At 28.2% G+C, this 19,208-nt stretch carries 21 protein-coding genes; 5 read left to right on the forward strand and 16 right to left on the reverse strand.

Annotation, left to right across the window (positions count from 1 at the left end):
- Nucleotides 1-59: 59 nt before the first annotated feature.
- Nucleotides 60-530: a regulatory protein RecX gene (locus KO506_RS08310; RefSeq protein WP_215994441.1), complete on the forward strand. Its 471-nt coding sequence runs from the start codon at nucleotides 60-62 to the stop codon at nucleotides 528-530.
- Here the strand turns inward: KO506_RS08310 and KO506_RS08315 are convergent.
- Together KO506_RS08315 and KO506_RS08320 are read right to left on the reverse strand one after the other, a co-directional pair.
- Nucleotides 527-1,045, reverse strand: a complete 519-nt coding sequence (locus tag KO506_RS08315; protein ID WP_215994442.1) for a nuclear transport factor 2 family protein — start codon at nucleotides 1,043-1,045, stop codon at nucleotides 527-529. The genes KO506_RS08310 and KO506_RS08315 overlap by 4 nt on opposite strands.
- Entirely contained in the window at nucleotides 1,042-1,695 is a 654-nt protein-coding gene (locus KO506_RS08320; protein WP_215994443.1) for a hypothetical protein, read from the reverse strand. Before KO506_RS08320 ends, KO506_RS08315 begins: the two co-directional genes overlap by 4 nt.
- 214 nt (nucleotides 1,696-1,909) lie before the next feature.
- Here KO506_RS08320 and KO506_RS08325 point away from each other — a divergent pair, with 214 nt between their 5' ends.
- The 3 genes from KO506_RS08325 (at nucleotide 1,910) to KO506_RS08335 (ending at nucleotide 4,037) form a co-directional block, all read left to right on the forward strand.
- The gene (locus KO506_RS08325; protein ID WP_215994444.1) at nucleotides 1,910-2,521 is read left to right on the forward strand and encodes a thioredoxin family protein; all 612 of its coding nucleotides are present in this window, start codon (nucleotides 1,910-1,912) and stop codon (nucleotides 2,519-2,521) included.
- 88 nt (nucleotides 2,522-2,609) lie between these two features.
- The gene (locus KO506_RS08330) at nucleotides 2,610-3,092 is read left to right on the forward strand and encodes an ABC transporter ATPase (RefSeq protein WP_215994445.1); all 483 of its coding nucleotides are present in this window, start codon (nucleotides 2,610-2,612) and stop codon (nucleotides 3,090-3,092) included.
- Between the two features lie 6 nt (nucleotides 3,093-3,098).
- Entirely contained in the window at nucleotides 3,099-4,037 is a 939-nt protein-coding gene (locus KO506_RS08335; protein ID WP_215994446.1) for an ABC transporter ATP-binding protein, read from the forward strand.
- Nucleotides 4,038-4,213: 176 nt separating this feature from the next.
- Here KO506_RS08335 and KO506_RS08340 read toward each other — a convergent pair whose 3' ends face one another.
- The 14 genes from KO506_RS08340 to gdhA form a co-directional block, all read right to left on the reverse strand.
- Nucleotides 4,214-5,089 carry a helix-turn-helix domain-containing protein gene (locus KO506_RS08340; protein WP_215994447.1) on the reverse strand — a complete coding sequence of 292 codons (876 nt, stop codon included), beginning with the start codon at nucleotides 5,087-5,089 and terminating at the stop codon, nucleotides 4,214-4,216.
- 38 nt (nucleotides 5,090-5,127) lie between these two features.
- Nucleotides 5,128-5,580, reverse strand: coding sequence for a GreA/GreB family elongation factor (locus KO506_RS08345; protein ID WP_252726823.1), 453 nt, complete (start codon nucleotides 5,578-5,580; stop codon nucleotides 5,128-5,130).
- A gap of 11 nt (nucleotides 5,581-5,591) precedes the next feature.
- Nucleotides 5,592-7,994: a chondroitinase-B domain-containing protein gene (locus KO506_RS08350; protein ID WP_215994448.1), complete on the reverse strand. Its 2,403-nt coding sequence runs from the start codon at nucleotides 7,992-7,994 to the stop codon at nucleotides 5,592-5,594.
- Between the two features lie 234 nt (nucleotides 7,995-8,228).
- Nucleotides 8,229-8,765: a YceI family protein gene (locus KO506_RS08355; protein WP_215994449.1), complete on the reverse strand. Its 537-nt coding sequence runs from the start codon at nucleotides 8,763-8,765 to the stop codon at nucleotides 8,229-8,231.
- Nucleotides 8,766-8,784: 19 nt separating this feature from the next.
- Nucleotides 8,785-9,894, reverse strand: a complete 1,110-nt coding sequence (locus KO506_RS08360) for an NAD(P)/FAD-dependent oxidoreductase (protein ID WP_215994450.1) — start codon at nucleotides 9,892-9,894, stop codon at nucleotides 8,785-8,787.
- Nucleotides 9,895-10,347 (reverse strand): GNAT family N-acetyltransferase, encoded by a 453-nt coding sequence (locus KO506_RS08365; protein ID WP_215994451.1) that lies wholly within the window; start codon nucleotides 10,345-10,347, stop codon nucleotides 9,895-9,897. It abuts the gene before it with no gap.
- Between the two features lie 80 nt (nucleotides 10,348-10,427).
- Nucleotides 10,428-11,510 (reverse strand): DNA polymerase IV, encoded by a 1,083-nt coding sequence (dinB, locus tag KO506_RS08370; RefSeq protein WP_215994452.1) that lies wholly within the window; start codon nucleotides 11,508-11,510, stop codon nucleotides 10,428-10,430.
- Nucleotides 11,511-11,603: 93 nt separating this feature from the next.
- A complete protein-coding gene (locus KO506_RS08375) occupies nucleotides 11,604-12,236 on the reverse strand; it encodes a hypothetical protein (protein WP_215994453.1) in 633 nt (210 codons plus the stop codon).
- Nucleotides 12,237-12,245: 9 nt separating this feature from the next.
- Nucleotides 12,246-13,214, reverse strand: coding sequence for a YHYH protein (locus KO506_RS08380; protein ID WP_215994454.1), 969 nt, complete (start codon nucleotides 13,212-13,214; stop codon nucleotides 12,246-12,248).
- A gap of 85 nt (nucleotides 13,215-13,299) precedes the next feature.
- Complete coding sequence (locus tag KO506_RS08385) at nucleotides 13,300-13,980, reverse strand: toxin-antitoxin system YwqK family antitoxin (protein ID WP_215994455.1); 681 nt, start codon at nucleotides 13,978-13,980, stop codon at nucleotides 13,300-13,302.
- Nucleotides 13,981-13,997: 17 nt separating this feature from the next.
- Nucleotides 13,998-14,759: a YHYH protein gene (locus KO506_RS08390; protein ID WP_215994456.1), complete on the reverse strand. Its 762-nt coding sequence runs from the start codon at nucleotides 14,757-14,759 to the stop codon at nucleotides 13,998-14,000.
- 150 nt (nucleotides 14,760-14,909) lie between these two features.
- Nucleotides 14,910-15,749 (reverse strand): alpha/beta hydrolase family protein, encoded by an 840-nt coding sequence (locus KO506_RS08395; protein ID WP_215994457.1) that lies wholly within the window; start codon nucleotides 15,747-15,749, stop codon nucleotides 14,910-14,912.
- Between the two features lie 107 nt (nucleotides 15,750-15,856).
- Nucleotides 15,857-16,480: a LysE family translocator gene (locus KO506_RS08400; protein WP_215994458.1), complete on the reverse strand. Its 624-nt coding sequence runs from the start codon at nucleotides 16,478-16,480 to the stop codon at nucleotides 15,857-15,859.
- Between the two features lie 86 nt (nucleotides 16,481-16,566).
- Complete coding sequence (gdhA, locus tag KO506_RS08405; protein WP_215994459.1) at nucleotides 16,567-17,910, reverse strand: NADP-specific glutamate dehydrogenase; 1,344 nt, start codon at nucleotides 17,908-17,910, stop codon at nucleotides 16,567-16,569.
- Between the two features lie 207 nt (nucleotides 17,911-18,117).
- Here gdhA and pheS point away from each other — a divergent pair, with 207 nt between their 5' ends.
- A complete protein-coding gene (gene pheS / locus KO506_RS08410) occupies nucleotides 18,118-19,137 on the forward strand; it encodes a phenylalanine--tRNA ligase subunit alpha (protein ID WP_215994460.1) in 1,020 nt (339 codons plus the stop codon).
- Nucleotides 19,138-19,208 lie beyond the last annotated feature (71 nt).

The raw sequence follows: 19,208 nt of genomic DNA on the forward strand, positions 1-19,208 counted from the left end.
ATACTCACTTGTAAGTATAAATAATTTGATGGTTTTACACCTTTTTGTAAGTTTGTTTAATGACAAAAAAAGTTTTTACTGTTGATGAAATAAAACGAAAACTTGAGCAATATTGCATTTATCAAGATAGATGTCATAAAGAAGTAGAACAAAAAATGAGAGAGTTCAATCTTATTTCTGAAGCTAGAGAAATGATTTTACTATCTTTAATGCAAGACAATTTTTTAAACGAAGAGCGTTTTGCAAAAAGTTTTGCAAGAGGTAAGTTTAGAATTAAACATTGGGGAAAACAACGAATTATAAGAGAACTAAAATTTAGAGATATTTCTGCTTACAACATAAAAACTGCCCTAAAAGAAATTGATGAGCAAGAATATTTAAATTCAATTTACAGAATTACAGAAAACAGAAACGAAGTTATATCAGAACCAAATCAATATAAAAGAAAGAAAAAACTAATCGATTTTTTAATGCGCAAAGGTTTTGAATCTGAGTTGATTTATAAAGTGGTAAATGAAGTAATTTCTTAATTATACTTCTTTAAAAAAAGGTTGTCATTTTTTTTCTTTGCAGCAATTACAGCTTGTACGTCATCATTAGGTATAGCTACAGAAAGCACATAATGTTTAATTACCCAAGTATTTTCTTTTTTCTCTAAAACTCCAGAACCTCTACAAGTTCCCATCCAAGTATTTAACAACTCATCAAACCAAACAAAATTTCCTTGTTCGTTTACATAAACATTTCTTTCTAGAGTTTTAAAATCCCAAGCTTTGCCTTTATCAAAATAAGGTTTACTAAAATTGGCAAATTGCTTTTTGGTCCAGTTTTCTGAAGCATCTGTACCTATAAAAACAGAAATACTATCCATTTTTCCAAAATAATTATCATAATTAGCATCTGTTGCTGCCAAATGCCAATTGTTTAAAACTTGATTAATTTCTGTTTTAATAGTAGTTTTATCTGTTTCAGAAATTGCTTTTTGAGCTGTTTTACAAGAAACTATTAAAAACGTAAAAAAGGTTACTATTATAAAATTTCTCATTGTCTTTTCTTTTTTAAATTTTTATTAAGTTTAGGAAGTGTTTTCTTTTTTACATCATTTTCTACAACCCTTTCTCTTACCCTTTTATCTACAGATTTTCTAGAAACACTATCCATTTTTGTAGAATCTAAACCTATAAAAATTACATCTACATCAATTGCTTCTTCAAAACGTTTTTTAGATAAAATAGTATTTATTTTAGCATTAATTGCAGAAAAAGCATCAAGTGTTTTTTCTGTTTGTACGTTAACTTCTTCTGCTTTAATTGCAGGTATAGATGTCATGTCTGCTAATCGTAACGTTTCGTTGTAAAAAATATTAACTCTTACATCAAAAGAAGGGTTTTCATCAAAAAGTATTGGTTTAATACTATCTTTTAAATTTTTAGCCAATCCTTTTAGCTCTGTTGCATTACTTAAAACTTCATAAGGAGATCCTTTTTTAAACCTTCCTAAAAAATCTTCTACTATTCTAAGCTCTTTCCAACCTTCAATATCTTGCTCAAAATTTGGTTTTACTTTTTGTATTGCAGAATATTCGTGAACGATACTTAAAAGTGGTCTTGGCCTATCTTCTCTGTTTTTAGGGTCCTGATTTTTATCACAAGAAAAAATAAAAAGAAGTAATATAAATGAATAAAAATATTTCACAATGTAGAATTAAGATTGTAAAAATAAACATTTTTTAAAGTTGATGCTCTTATGGAATCCTTAAATTTTAGAAACCGTAATTACTAAAAATCAAGTTAAACCTAATGTGTAAGATTTTAAAATTATTTCGTCTATTTAAAAAAACAATTTATTGTAACAATGGTTACAGTTTAAAAAAATAACGAAGTGTATCTTTGTTTTAAAATTTAGAGAAATGAAAAATATAATCGAAAATAGTTTAAAGAACACTTATACATACCAAGAATATAGAAATTTAGTTAGTGATTTACTTTCTGAAGGTAAAGCTACTGGGCCAAACCAATCTGAAGCTTTAACAAATTATAGTTTGTTGAATGATAGAAGAATGAAACGTTTAGACAAAACAATTAAAATTGATGAACAAACTGCTAAAGAAATTAAATTATTAAATGAGCCACAAACTTGGTTAGTAATTACAGAAGGTTGGTGTGGTGATGCTGCACAAAATTTACCAGTTATTAACAAAATGGCTAATTTAAATGATAACATAAATTTAAAAATTGTTTTGCGTGATAACAATTTAGATTTAATGGATTTGTTTTTAACAAATGGTGGTAGGTCTATACCAAAATTAATTGCTTTAGATAAAGAAAATAATGTGATTAATACTTGGGGACCAAGACCAACTGTTGCAACAAAAATGGTTGCAGATTATAAAGCAGAACATGGTGTAATAGATGCCCAATTTAAACAAGATTTACAAGTTTGGTACAACAAAGACAAAGGTAAAAGTACACAAGATGATTTTGTGAAAATGATTCAAAAAACGTCTTTAAAAGAAGTTTAAACTAAAAAAAACAGTTTAAAAAACCGCAAATTTCATTTTAAGATTTGCGGTTTTTCTTTGCGTATATTTGTAGTCTTAAAAACAACTTATGTTTGTAGATTATAAATCGATTTCTGATGATGCAAAAGTTTGGGTATACCCATCTAGCAGAAAGTTTTACAAAACAGAAATTGAAACTTTAGAAAATAAAGTAAAATCGTTTGTTGATAATTGGAAAAAAGGTGATGAAAACTTTACTGCTTCTTATCAATTATTACACAATAGATTTATCGTTTTTATTGCTGATGATGAAAAATCGCCTTTAACAAATGCAGATATTGATGCTTCTGTTGCCTTTATTTTAGAACTACAACAAACTTATGATATAGAGCTTTTAGACAAAATGAATGTTTGTTTTAAACAAGGTGAGTTTGTACAATATAAAGAACTTAAAGACTTTAAAAAGTTACTTAAAAATAAAGCACTTACTGGTAAAACTATCATTTTTGATAATCTAATTGCCAACAATCACGACTTTAAAAACAATTGGGAAATACCAATAGAAGAGAGTTGGTACAATCGTTTCTTATAGATTTTTATGCTTAAAGTTAATCACATTTCTTTTGGTTATTCTAAAAACAAAACTGTTTTAGAAAACTTCAACTTCACTCTAAAAAAAGGGGAGCATTTGTGTGTTATGGGCGAGAGTGGTTGTGGAAAATCGACCTTATTAAAAACAATTTATGGTTTATTAGATTTACAAAAAGGTGATATTTTTTGGGACGATAAGCAAATTTTAGGTCCTTCTTTTCATCTGGTTCCTGGTTTTGAGAAATTTAAGTATGTGGCTCAAGATTTTGATTTAATGCCTTACATTTCTGTTTCTGAAAATATTAAAAAATTCTTATCTCGTTTTTATCCAGAAGAAAGTGAAAAACGAACACAAGAGTTGTTAGATGTAATAGAAATGAAAGCTTTTGCAAATACTAAAGTTAAAAATTTAAGTGGTGGGCAAAAACAAAGAGTAGCCATTGCTAGAGCCTTAGCTAAAGAACCAGAATTATTATTGTTAGATGAGCCTTTTGGACAAATAGACAACTTTAAAAAAAACACTTTAAGAAGAAATTTATTTGGTTATTTAAAAGAAAAAAATATTGCTTGTATTGTTGCTACGCATGATAAAAATGATGCACTTTCTTTTGCAGATCAATTAATAGTTATCAGAAATCATAAAATTATAGCTAACAATAATCCTAAAGAAATTTACAACAACCCTAAAGAAAAATATGTGGCTGCTTTATTTGATGATGTTAATGAAATTACAATTAACAACAAAGTTTGTTTGTTATACCCTCATCAAATAAAAATTACAAATAACGCTAACTTAAAAGCAACTGTTTTAAATTCTTATTTTAAAGGTAATTATTGGTTAATTGAAATAAATTTGAATAATCAGACTGTATTTTTGAGTCATAATTCTTTTTTAAAGAAAAGTGAAATTGTAAATGTTTCAATAAAAAAATCACCAAAATTCTAATGAATAATGGTGATTGGAATTATATGCTTTCTGGAAAATACCCCCTAATGCATTTTCTGAAAGAAAGTTGGGGGATATAATTTTCTTTATTAAAAAGTAAGTACTCTACAAAAATAATAGGATTTCATATTAAAACAGGGTAATTATTAGCATTTAAACTGTAAAAATGAGAAAATTTATTCTCTATATCTTTTTCTAAAAGCTTCTGGCGTAAACTGAGTATGTTTTCTAAAATACTTATATAAATTGGTTGGATCTTTAAAACCCAACTTAAAAGCAACCTCTTTAACAGATAAATTAGAGTGTAAAAGAAAGCTTTTTGCTTTTATAATTACTAAATCATCTATAAAAGCTTTTACAGGTTTATCTGCAATATATTGTACTATTGTATTTAATTTTTTTGTAGAAAAACCTAATTTATTAGCATAGTAATTTACCTTTTTACTCTTATTATAGTCACTCTCTAACAAGTTTTGAAATTTAATAAACTCTTTTAAATAATTACTTAATTGAACTTTATTATAACCCATAGACTTTATTCTATGAATTATAGTTATTAAAATATGTAATAAACTTCTTATTATTTTAAGCGAATATTCGTCTGATTTTTCTGTAAACTCTTTCTCTATTTGTACAAAAAAACAAAGTACCTCATTAAACTGTTCTTCTTTTAATTGTGTTTTAGGCGATGAAAGCACTTCATTAAACATTTGAATTGTTTTAGAAATTTCTCTTTGGTTTAAATAACTATTTAAAAAATCTTCTTTAAAAAGTAAGAAATAGCCTCTAACATTTTTGTTATTATAAAAATGATGCGTTTTATCTTTTCTAATGGCTAAAATTGTACCCTTTGTAAAATAATAATCTTTATAACCTATAGAATGTCTACCTATGTTTTCAGTAATAAAAAGTAAAGAAAAAGTACTTACTTTATGGTTTTTTGTAATGGTTTCTATAATTTCTGATTCTAATAAATCTTCAATTTTTAGAATATTAAAATTAGATATTGAAAAGTTTAAATTGTAATTATTTTGTAATGTAGATGTAGACATTTTTGGGGGAATATTTTAATAGCACCTAAAATTACTAATTATTTTATCAAAATAACTTTATTATTAATTTTATTAAAAGAATACTCCTCGTTTACTTTTTTGCCCAACAAAATTTTACCTATTGGTGATGATACAGAAACTGCATAATAATCCTTACCAAAAGCAGTTAATTTACCTGCTGAAATACTTAAAAAATAATTGGCTTTTTCTGTAATAACTATACTACCTAAATGTGCAATATCTGATGTTTTTGATGCATCTATTTTAGCTAAAATTTGATTCATTACAGAAATGCCAGCCAATTGCTGACTCGCTTTTTCCATTTCTAGCTGCAACATTGCTCTACCTGTTTCGTGCTTATCACCAGCAGAACTTTTAGTTTCTGATTGCAATGCTTTTTGATTAGAAGATATAATTTCTTCTACGGTTTGCGAACGTTTATTTACAAACACAGCACATTGCTTAAAAAGTTCTTGTTTTAAATCTATCAAATAAAGGGTTTTTAATTAACAATAAATTTACTAAAACTATTGTTAGTTTTAATAATGTAAAATCCTTTTGATAAAAAATTTACATCAATAATTGCTTTATTATTATTAAATCTTTTACTGATTATTTTTTTTCCTTTTAAATCAAATATCTCTACCAAACCGATTTTATTAATAGCCTCTAAATTTAATATTTGACTTGTTGGGTTAGGATAAAAAGTAATTTTATTATCATTAAATAAATTATCGTTTACAGAAAGTGAAGCACAGGTATCATCACCAAAAATTTGAACCTCTTCATAACTATTCCATCCACTACCTTCAGAGTTTCCATACCCAAAAATTCTAATAAACTGAACTTCTTGAAAAGGAGAAAAAGGAAAGCTCTCAAAACCAACTGTGTTTCCAGAACTTGAAATAACGTTAGTAACATCTGTGAAATTTGTACCATCAGTAGATGTTGCTATTTTAAATTCTGATGTTCTTGAATCTCCTTTATGGAAATAGATTTTTACCTCAGTTACCAATTTTTTACATTGTAAATCGTACGTTAAATATGCAGAACCATCTGTAGAATTTGCAGACCATCTTGTAGAATCATTACCATCTAAAGTGTTTTCTGGTAAGTTTACACCTCCATCTTGTGTACCAACTCCTGTAACTGTAATACCTGTCAGCTCTACTGCATCATTAAAACCAAAAGAACCATCAGATTGCGTAACGTTTATTGTTTGGCTTAATTCCCCTCCATCTTCAGAAATAGTTATTGTTGCTGTTCTATTTGCTCCAGAATTATTGGTTGTTGCTGTTGCAGAAATGGTTGCACCATTCATTCCGTTATTTACATTTAAAGTTAACCAATCAGCATTATCTGTAATTAACCAATTAATATTTGAACTCACATCAAAATTGATTGTACCTCCAGAAATAATATAACTAATATCCTGTAAAGAAGAATTTAAAAAAGGAGATTGAGAAGACAAAAATCCGATTTTTACACCTACATCTGCAGTTGTAAATGGTAAGTTATCTCCATTTGCACCATATTCTTCTGCACCTGCATCAACATTTGTATCTCTTACACCACCTAAAATATCTTCTGTTACAAATGAATAAGTACCAATTGCAGCATCAACAGCCAAACTTACACTAGTTAATCTATGAAAACTCCCATCATCTAGAATATCTGTATTTGTTAAGTTGGTAATATTACCTTCTGATAAAAAAGTACCTGTTGGATTTGTATTTATTTGATAAGCATTTATACTTGTATTGTACATTATGTTATTCGCAACAGTTAAGTTTACAGGCTCTTCTGTACCTCCTAATGATGTTCCAATTCTTATAGCATAATCACAATTTACCATTGTATTATTAACGATTATAGCGTTTTTTACCTGAGAATACTCATTTAATTCTGGGTCTGTAACTCCATTCATTACATTAATTCCACCTGTAACATTTGATGAAGAACCTGTTGGTTTAAAAGAATTGATACCTTCTATATAATTGTTATACACTTTATGATCTTCACCAATAATTCTTACACCTCCAGTAAAGGTGTTATTATTTGCAAAAAAATAGTTGTTAAAAACCTCACAACCATTTCCATGCCTTAAGGTTAATGTTCCTTGATAATCTCTAAAAGTATTATTGTGATATTTATTTTTTCCACTTTTGTTAGATATGATTTCGACTTCTCCTGACCAATTGTAAAAAAAATTGTCATATACTTCTGAATAAGAATCTGATAAGGAAGTTGTACTTGTACCTATTCTTATGGCATCTTGATCATTTAAACCATTAATATCGTTATCTACAGGAACTCTATCTGCAAAATAATTATGATGAATTTTTAAATAATCTTCATTTGCTAAAGATCGATTATCATTTATAATACTACCTACACCATATTTGCCAATAAAAGAATTGTGCGAAATTTCGTTGTACTTGCCATCAACTATATAAATCCATTTAAATTTTAATGTTTTTTGAGCATCTGTACCATTATAAGCATCAATCTTATTGTTAGTCACTATACAATTATCACATTGGTTTAACTCAAAAATGGGTTCAATTGTAGAATCGTCAGCAATTAAATTGGAAGGGTTTTGAAACACCAAACCAGAAACAGTTATATAATTTCCTCTCATATAAACTCTGGAATTTCCTGTCATAAAAACAGCTCCTGGATTTTGAGCTTTAATTATAATTGGTTGCGCAGCTGTACCATTTTTATTAATCTCTATAAAAACATTATTCCATGTACCATTTGCTAATAAAATTTCTGACCCAGCTGTAGCATTAGAAATTGCTGTTTGAAGTTCTGTACTATTAGATACAGTTTGAGCTTTTGAAGTAATTACAAAAACTAAAATTAATAAAAAGGCACAGGTTTTATGTTTTATAGATCTCATATTTACATTTATTTAAATTGGTTAACCAATTTCTGTAAATATAGTCACAAAATAAATATTCTTCAATACCTTAGGTAAAAAAGTAATGATTGTTTCTTTTAAAGCAATGGTATTCAAGAAATAAATTTGCCAAAGTTGTTTGCAGAATCTATATTTTGCTATTAAAAACTGAATCTGTAAAAATTAATTTAAAAAAATATAATTGTAAACAAAACAACATTTTACTTAACATTACTACTTAGTTCCACTAAAAGCAACTACAATATTTGCAGATTTAGACATTCCTAAACTACCTTCACCAACCTTAAAATCATCTCTATTAATTTTAAAGTTAGATACTATAGAAATGTTTTTATCATCTTCAGAAACTTGTAACGGAATTTGTAATTCTTTAGTAATTCCTTTAATAGTAACATCAGCTAAAAGAATAATTTCTCCATTTTTTCTTTTTTCAATTTTAGAAGATTTTACTTCAATAAATTTGTGCTTTTGTTCGTAGAAAAAGTTTTTGCTTAAAATCTTTTTATCTCTACCTTTTTTACCTGTAGAAATAGATTTTAAACAAATTTTTACATTCACATAACTTTTTTCTAGATCACTAGAATTAAAGTTTGTTTGTATGTTTACATCATTAAAAATACCTTTTACTTTTACTTGAAATTTTTTAGTTGAAAAGATAACTTTGGTTGCTTCATCGTTTTGATTCCATTCTTGAGAATTTATGGAAAATGAAAGCACAAATAGGGCAATAAATAAAGTACGTTTTAACATTTGGGGGAAAATTAAAGCTCTAAGATAGTAAATCTGACAGTTCTTTCCCAATTAAATTTCCAATTGCTATTCCCATTCCTCCTAAACGAACTCCACAAAACACATTATTACTTAGTTGTTTAACAATTGCTTTTTTCTGATTTCCAACACCCATAATTCCACTCCATCTGTGTTCAATTTCAAATTTAGTGTTTGGTAAAATGGTTTCTTTTAAAATTTTTTCAAGTTCGTTTTGTACAATTTTTGTTTGCCCAAATTCTGTTGTTTCTTCTGTTTTAAAATCGAGATTTCTGCCACCACCAAATAAAATTCTATCGTTTATATTTCTAAAATAATAGAAACCTTTATCTAGATGAAAAGTACCTTTAACCTGTAAGTTTTTAATCGGTTTTGTAATTAAAACTTGTGCTCTTGCAGGTTTCACTTTTTCTTCTAATAATTGACTTGCAAAACCATTGGTACAAATAAAAAGTTGGTTGGTTTTAAAGTTGATTTTATCCGTCTTTAGATCTACTTGATTGTTATTTTCCTTAAAACTTTCTAGGGTGATATTATTTAGGATTTTAATTCCGTTTTTCTGTACTTTAAAAAGTAACTTACTAGCCATTTTTCCAGCATCAATCTGACCTTCAAAATGATTAGCAATGTATTTTTGATGAACTTTTTGAAATCCGAAGATATTATCAGAAATAGAAAAAATATCTTCTTTAAAAATGGGTTTTAGCAACTTATTTATTTCGTCTTTTTTTGATAAATAGGTTTCAAATAAAGCCTGATTTTTAAACAATTCAAAACCTTTATTTTGTTGAAAATCGATATTTTTATCACCTAAATTATTACGCAATAATTGTAAACCTTTCCAACGTTTATCAACTAAATTAAAAACCTCTTCTTCTGTATGATTATTTAAATCATCAATAATTTCTGATAAGCTACCAAAACAAGCAAAACCTGCATTTTTAGTACTTGCTCCTTGAGGTAACATTCCTTTTTCTACAATTAAAATCTTAGCTTTTGGATATTTTTTTCTAAGTTCTAAAGCACAAGTTAGGCCTACAATTCCACTACCCACAATTGTAAAATCGAGGTTTGTAAACCATTCTTTAAGTTCCCAATAGCTGTACTTCATTTATAACACTTTTTCAAAACAAATACTATTTTCCATTGCTGCATATTGTCCGTAATTAGGAATTACCTTATACTTACATTTATGATAAAAATTTACGGCTTCAACTTGTCTTTTACCTGTTTCTAAAACACATTTTTTATAGCCCAATTCTTTTGTCCAAACTTCTAATTCAGTGAGTATTTTTTGTGCAATTCCTTTGCCTCTTTTATCCGAAGAAACAAACATTCGTTTTACTTCAACAGCAGAATTATCCATTTTTTTAATTGCTCCACAACCAACAGCAATATCATTTAAATAAACTAAAACCACATATTTTAGAACATCAATATTATTAAATTGATTGTAAAAATCGTGTTCATCTCCATCTGTTATTTTAAGATAGGTATCTAACTTTTTTACTAGATTTATAAAGTCTTGGTTTTCTGAATTTGTTCTTAAAATACGTAGTTTCATAACTTAATTTATTAAGATTCTGAAAGCACCTTTACAACTGAGCTCAAGGTAAAATTTTCAGAAAAGAATTAGTTTAATTATTAAAATTCAAATTTTAATTGAACCCAAACAGGGTCTTTAATTATGGTGTTTAAATTACCAAAAGAAATACCCAATAAACGTACTGAATTTTTTAGTTTTTCTTGATATAATAACTCTTTTACAATAGGAAAAAACTCCTTCTTTTTACTCATAAAATGATGTACAGTTTTACTTCTGGTCTGTTGTGTAAAATCTGAATATTTTATTTTTAAAGTGATGGTTTTCCCTTTGGTTTCCGATTTTAGCATTCGTTTCTCAATCTCATCAGCAATATTTTCTAGTTTTTCTAACATAAAAATTTCTGATGAAATATTCTCAAAAAAAGTACGTTCTGCACCAACTGATTTTCTAATTCTGTTAGGTTTTACTAGACTGTTATGAACACCTCTCACAATATTGTAGTAGTGTTTGCCAGATTTGCCAAAGAGATTTGTAAGTTCTTCTAATGATTTTTGTTTTAAATCATTGCCCACAAAAATGCCTAAATTGTACATTTTTGCAGCAGTAACTTTACCCACTCCATAAAATTTATTGACAGGCAATTCTTCTAAAAATTGAATTACTTCATCAGGATGAACCGTTTTTTGTCCATTTGGCTTGTTAATATCCGAAGCAACTTTTGCAATAAATTTATTGATCGAAATTCCTGCTGATGCTCTTAAACCAGTTTCTTCAAAAATTCGTTGTCTTATTTCTTTGGCAATATCATTTGCAGACGGATTTCCTTTTTTATTTTCGGTAACATCTAAATAAGCTTCATCTAAAGACAAAGGTTCTACCAAATCTGTATAATCGTAAAAAATTTCTCGAATTTTTGAAGAGAGCTCTTTGTACCTAGCAAAATCGGATTTCACAAAAATAATATGTGGGCATTTTTGCTTGGCTAATACATTGCTCATTGCAGATTTTACGCCAAATTTTCGCGCTTCGTAACTTGCAGCAGAAACTACTCCTCTATCTCCTCCTCCACCAACAGCAACTGCTTTTCCTCTCAATTCAGGATTATCTAATTGCGCTACAGATGCATAATACGCATCCATATCTACATGAATAATTTTACGAAAAGGAGGTTGTAATTCCATCTTTCGAAAATACAGAAAGTTCCTGTTAAGAAGAAATTAAATGGACTTTAGAAAAAAGAATAAAAAAACTCAAGTCTAAATTATTTATTGGAATTAGTCATTTTTAAAATTGACTGATTTTTTTCGTTTTAAGAAAAAACCCACAACAGTAATAGAAATTAAAATTAGTAGACCTACAAAAATGCTATTATTTGAATAGAGGAAAGAAGAAGAAGAAGTTTCTAGGTTTTTCCAGATACCGTCTTCTAAAACTAATTTAACTTGTTGGTTATTGTCATTATTTAAAACATATTTTTGTTTAGGAAACCCTTCTATTAACATAATGACGATACTTTTGTTTGATCGCATATCTTTGAACATCCTATTTTTTAAATATAATGATTTAATGTCTTTTGGTACCCCAATAACCTCAGCTAATAATTTGGTTTCATGACCCAAAATTACTGCTGGGTTTACAAGTTTTAATGAATCAACACCATTTATAGAAAATGAAAAGTTTTTTTCAAAATATTGAATAACTAGTCTTTTAAACTCTTCTGGTGTTTTATAAGAATCTTTTGTGTAATGGTATTCTATTTCGCCTTCAAATGCAGTTAATGAGCTATTTATTTGTATTATATACTTACCATCATCAGCTTGCGAAAAAATAACTGTTGATAAATTAGATTGATGAGCATAAGTGGTTATACTCATCAAAACTGATATTATTATTAGGAGTTGTTTCATTAAAAATCTTTAATTTGCGTATACTCCATGAAGACTATTAATGAAGTTATTTGTTCCTGCATAATCTACATGATAGTGATAACCTCTAGTTTCATCATAATGCCCAAGAGATTCATCTAAATCACTGAGTATAGAGCTATCATAGTTATACATTCCATAACCATCAAGAGCATAACCAATCATACCTGTATGACCATCTGTTTGTTCAATCTGAGTGCTTATTCCTGTAGCTGCATGATAATGATAACCTGCTGCTAAGTTTATATGTCCTCCAGCATCATCAAAAGGAGCTAATGTATATGCGCCTAAAATATTACTTACAGGTGCAGGTGCATCAAAAACAACGCCATTAAAAGCCAATCCTCTAACACTTGGTCCTGTTGACATTGGTCCTGATCCAAATGCTGTTGGAGAACTTGCTTCTACAGGTGTAACAGGAATGTAATATGTGTTTGTAATGCTTTCTAAATAAGAAGGTAAGCATTCTACACAATAATTTTTATAATCATCTCCAACATCTGGAATAGCTGCATTTGCACAATCTTCTTTAGATTCAGTTTTTGTTATTTCTCCTGTAGAACTATCGTACATTGACCAAGTACTATCAGAATAAAATGTTGCTAAATTTTCGATAAATGAACCATCTACATCATATTTTTCTCCACCTTCTAACCAGATTCCTCCTGCTGATGCATCATCAGAAATATTACTAGGACACCAAGGACCCATATCATGATCTGTTGCTAAACCAGTAACAACAATTTTATAACAATCTGCAGTTGATCCATCTGACATTGTTCTAGATTCAATAGTTATTGTTTCAGATAACCCTGCTGTTAAAAATAAGGATTCATCAACATCTACAACAACTAAATCGCTTGTTATTTCTTCTTCTATGTCTGTTGTAGAATTGCTTGAACATGCAAAAATCATAAATGATAATGCAAACAATGTTATGTAATTTGATAATTTTTTCATGTTGTTGTTGTTTTATTTAGTTAGATGTCATTTTTAAAAAAAACTTGTGTAAATTATTATTGTTCTTTTATTAAAATTAAAAAGATTACTTAATTACTGTAGCCATGGTTCTAATTTTAATTTCTTCATTTTCTACTTCATAACAAGATTTTGATCTTTGAAGCCCATATCTAATTCCGTTTTTAACTTGAAAATTTCGATATAAACTTCCATTTAATCTCCATGCTTTTTGAAAACCATCTTGTTTATCATTCTTATAATTATAAATAAAAGCGATGTTGCCATTTGAATACCAACTTTTTTGAAAACCTTCTTTTTTATTGTTCTGATAATTATAAGAAAACTTTAATTTCTTTGAATCTTTCCAGTAGCCAAAATGATTTCCTACAGAAACATTTTCTTTATAACTTCTTATTTCAAAAGGGTTACCATTTGCATAAAAACTTCTATAAATTCCGTTTAATTTCCCATTAAAAACAGAGCTATAGGTTTTTACTTTAAACCCTTTTTGTTCTTTGTAAATGATTCCAGAATATTTTTTATCATTTAAATAATAAATACCATTTGTTAGGGATACATTAGGGTTCTTAAAGTCTATAGTATCTTTTGGTATGTTTATAATTTCTGTAAAAGAATCTTCTTTTTTGTCCTCAGCTTTAAGGATGTTATTTTTTTTAGTTTGGCAACTTATCAATATAAAAAAACAAACAGTAATTATATATATAAAATTACTTAATTCATTTTTATTTTGGTGAAAATTTGCCATCTTAAAATAGTATTAATTTACTGTGTAAATGTTCCTTTGGTTCCATGATAAGCTCCTGATTTAATAACAAATAAACCAGAAGTAGAATATTCTTCACTACTTATGTGATAGTGGTAAATTTCATCAGAAAAATCATTTGTTGTACCTGTATGACCTCCATTTTCATCTAAATCATTTGGATAAGAACCATCAGCATCTTTTCTTCCATAAACAGGAAAACCATCTCTAAGAAATCCTATTAAATTGTTTTCATCTACACTTAGATAAGTTCCTTCACAATGGTAATGATAATCTTCTCCTGGACCTGGATGTGCGCCTGTTGAGTCAAAAGTACTCCAAGCAATTTCTGTTAAAACCCCACTTCCTTCATAATCATTATAAATTGGAGCTCCATTTAAAGCCATACCTACAGCACCTAGTTCTGTTTCTTCTTTATTTATTGCCTCTTGAGGATAAATAGGTATTGTCATTGCATAATTATGAGCAACCATACTTGTGTTTGCATTGGCGTGGTTTGTCCCTGGAAAATCTTCATACATTTCATGACCTGAACCCCAATATGGAGTTTTATGATCTGGTAAACCTGTACTAGAAATTGTTATATAATCTCCACTAACAGCAACGCTAACATCGTTAGTATAACTATTAGTAAAGTTAGCTTGAACTACAGATGTAATATCTACTGAAGATTCATCAATAATTGTTGTTGTTTCTGATTCATTATCACTTGAACAAGCAAAAAAAACCAAGAAAAACATTGGAAAAATTAATTTTTTCATTGTTTTTTGTTTTATCTAAAATATTTAGATGTAGAACAAATAAAAAACTTGCGTTAATTTTTATTTTTTTTGAATGTCTTAAAAATTAATCGTTTTTCTATTTAAGAAATTGCAACACTATTTTTAAATCTATTGAATAAGAGTTGTATGTTAATTCAAAAATTTAAAACAAAATTCTACAGTTTCTTTTAGTTCTTTAGATAAATTATTTTGTTTCCAAGGATGAGAAACATTAAACACATGATTTGCGTTTTCTATAACCTTAAATTGTGCATCTGGATTCCATTTTTTTAGATTTTCTCCTTCAGATATAAAAACAGCATCATCTTTATTTCCGTGAATAATTAACTGTGGAATATCTAAATTTTTAACTGCATTCGGAATACTTAAACGAGCTTCATTTAATTTATAATTTTCATAAAACTGATAAAAATGAGGCATTTGCTGATTTGTTCTTCCATTAACAACATATTTAACTCCGTTTTTTTTCCAGTTTTCTAAATCGCCAATAGTTGAGCTTCTTTTGCCAAAATCGCAAACTGCTGCTAGTGTAATTACTTTTTTAACACGATTGTCTTCATTGGCTTTTAATAACACAATTCCTCCTCCTCTACTATGTCCAATCAAAGAAATATCATCAATATTGGCCTCGTTTTTAAAAGTGTTATCATTAGAGATCCAATCAATAATAGACTTTAAATCGTCTAATTCTTTGGTATAATTGTTATTACCAAATGCTTCTAAATCTGGGAAATCTATAGGCTGCTCTATTGTGCCTCCATTATGAGAAAAATTGAATTTTATAAAGAAAAAATCGGCTTTTGCAAAGTGTTCTGCTACTAAATTCCAAGGTCCCCAATCTTTAAAACCTTTATAACCGTGACAAAAAATAACTACTTTTTTAGGTTGATTTGTAGGTTTGTAAAAAACATCTGTAACTATTGGTTTTTGATGATTGCCATCAACAATTATATTTTTAAGTATTTTCATCCGAAGAAATTATATTACAAAATTAATTAAAGTTAAGATACAAAAAGCAAACATTCATCATCTTTAAATTAGACGAACAAACTAATAATTAAGTTGTTGTGCAAAAACTACTTATTAAATAGATAAATTAAGTTACCTATAGCTACAAAACCGGTTAAACATCCTAAGATAAAATCCATCTTAGATGCTATGAAGGTTAGCTTGTGTTCTATATTTTTAGCAACAATAGCATAAATTGTATAGAGCGTAAAAGAACCAATTGTAGAACCAATTGAAAAATAAAATGCATTTAAATAACTGTAGTTAAAATACTCAAAACCAATTAAAAGCGATATAAACGTAAAGTAAAAAGGAATGGCCATCATATTTAGTAACGACATTAAAATTCCGTAGAAATAAGATTTAGATTTTGGTATTTCTTTTTCCTTTTTTTGTTCTTTGGATGAATAATAAACTCGAAAAAAATTAACAGATAATAGAAATAATATACCTGTTCCTATTTGTTGAATTAAGGTGATATATTCTGAATTTTTCATTAAAATGTTTGCCAAATAAGCACCTAAATTTGCCTGAAAAAACAATACTGTTGCGTAACCAGATATTAGGTAGAAAGTAGATTTTTTACCATTTCTTAGGCTATATTTTACAACTGTTAAATTTAAAAAACTAGGTGTAATACTACCTAAAGAAGCAATTACAAAACCTAAAAGTAAGCAGATAAGAAAGTTCATAGTTTGTTATTATATAGCAAAGAAACAAAGAAACGCATCAATAAATTGATGCGTTTACAATATATAATAACTCAAAAAAGATTTTCTTAAATAATACCTTGTGCTAACATTGCATCTGCAACTTTAACAAAACCAGCAATATTTGCGCCTCTAATATAATCTATAGAACCATCTTCATTAGCTCCATATTCTACACAAGAATCGTGAATATCTTCCATAATATCTTTTAATCTATTATCTACCTCTTCTCTAGACCAAGAAATTCTTAAAGAGTTTTGAGACATTTCTAGACCAGAAGTTGCAACACCACCAGCATTAGATGCTTTTCCTGGTGCAAATAAAATCTTAGCATTATTAAACTCGTGAATAGCTTCTGGTGTAGAAGGCATATTTGCACCTTCAGAAACACACATACAACCATTTTCGATTAATGCTTTTGCTTCTTCTCCATTTAACTCGTTTTGAGTTGCACAAGGTAAAGCAATATCACATTTTACAGACCAAGGTCTTTCTCCTGCAACATATTTTGCAGACGGATATTTTTCTATATATTCACTAATTCTACCACGTTTTTCATTTTTAATAAACATAACGTGTTCTAATTTTTCTGTATCTATACCTTCTTCATCGTAAATATAACCTCCAGAATCTGATAAAGTTAAAATTTTAGCTCCTAACTCTATAGCTTTTTCTGCAGCAAATTGTGCAACATTTCCAGAACCAGAAATTACAACTGTTTTACCTTCAAAAGAATCGTTTTTACGTTTTAGCATATTTTGTGCAAAATATACATTTCCATATCCTGTAGCTTCTGGTCTAATTAAAGAACCCCCCCAAGATTGACCTTTACCAGTTAATACACCTGTAAATTCATTGTTTAACTTTTTATACATACCAAACATAAAACCAATTTCTCTAGCACCAACTCCAATATCTCCTGCAGGTACATCTGTATTTGGCCCAATATGTCTAAATAATTCGCTCATAAAAGCATGACAAAAACGCATAATTTCGTTGTCTGATTTTCCTTTAGGATCAAAATCAGAACCTCCTTTTCCTCCACCCATAGGTAAAGTTGTTAAAGAGTTTTTAAATACTTGTTCAAAAGCTAAAAACTTTAAAATACTAGCATTTACTGTTGGATGAAAACGCAAACCACCTTTGTAAGGCCCAATTGCAGAATTCATTTGTACTCTATATCCTCTATTTACTTGAATTTCTCCATCATCATCTACCCAAGAAACTCTAAAAGAAATTAATCTTTCAGGTTCTACCATTCTTAATAAAATGTTTTTCCCAAAATAAATATCATTATCAATGATATAAGGAATTACAGTTTCTGCAACTTCTTGTACAGCTTGTAAAAATTCTGGTTCATGACCATTACGTTGTTCTACCAACTTCATAAAGCCATCAATTTTGGATTTCATATTTTCTTCCATACTTTATTATGATATTAATAAAATTTAATGCTGCAAAGATAGTTATTTTTCAATATGATAAAATACAAAAGTTTTCTTAAATATATTTAATTGCCCTTATTTCAATCGATTTCGTTTGAGTTGACTCTTTTATTAATAAAAGCAATCTTAAACTCTCTAAAAAAGTTTAAATTTGCAACATAATTTTATTTAAAAATGTTAGATAAAGTAAAAGAATTAATTGGTGAGGTTGAAGTTTTTAAAGCAACAACTAAAGATGAAGTAGAAACATTTAGAATTAAATATTTGGGTAGCAAAGGTTTACTTAAAGGTTTATTTTCTGAATTTAGAAATGTTGATGCTGCTTTAAAAAAAGATTTAGGACAAGCTTTAAATAGATTAAGAAATGCTGCAGAAGGTAAAGTTGCTGCATTAAACGAATCTTTAGAAAGCGCTGTTGAAGAAAAAGGAGTTTATGGTGATTTAACTAGACCTTCTGAACCAATTGAGTTAGGTTCACGTCATCCAATATCATTGGTAAAAAACCAAATTATTGAAGTTTTTAATAGAATTGGCTTTACAGTTTCTGAAGGACCAGAAATTGAAGATGATTGGCATAACTTTACTGCCTTAAATTTACCAGAATATCATCCTGCAAGAGATATGCAAGACACGTTCTTTATAGAACAAGATCCAGATATTTTATTACGTACACACACATCTTCTGTGCAAGTACGCTACATGGAAAATAACAAACCACCTATTAGAACTATTTCTCCTGGAAGAGTTTTTAGAAACGAAGATATTTCTGCAAGAGCTCATTGTATTTTTCATCAAGTAGAAGGTTTGTATATTGATACTGATGTTTCTTTTGCGGATTTAAAACAAACGCTTTTATACTTTACAAAAGAGATGTTTGGTAAATCTAAAATTAGATTAAGACCTTCTTATTTTCCGTTTACTGAGCCAAGTGCAGAAGTAGATATTTACTGGGGATTAGAAACTGAAACTGATTACAGAATTACAAAAGGTACTGGTTGGTTAGAAATTATGGGTTGTGGAATGGTAGACCCAAATGTGTTAAAAAACGCAAACATAGATCCTACAAAATATTCTGGTTATGCTTTTGGAATGGGTATAGAACGTATTGCAATGTTGTTGTATCAAATACCAGATATTAGAATGTTTTATGAGAATGATAAACGTTTCTTAGAGCAGTTTAAGAGTGTAATTTAAGAGGCCCATCCTAGCCTTCTCAAAGTGAAGGAACTCCAATTTATATGTAAAATTAGATTTTTTAACTATGA

Source organism: Polaribacter vadi (genome assembly GCF_018861005.1).
Classification (GTDB): domain Bacteria; phylum Bacteroidota; class Bacteroidia; order Flavobacteriales; family Flavobacteriaceae; genus Polaribacter; species Polaribacter vadi_A.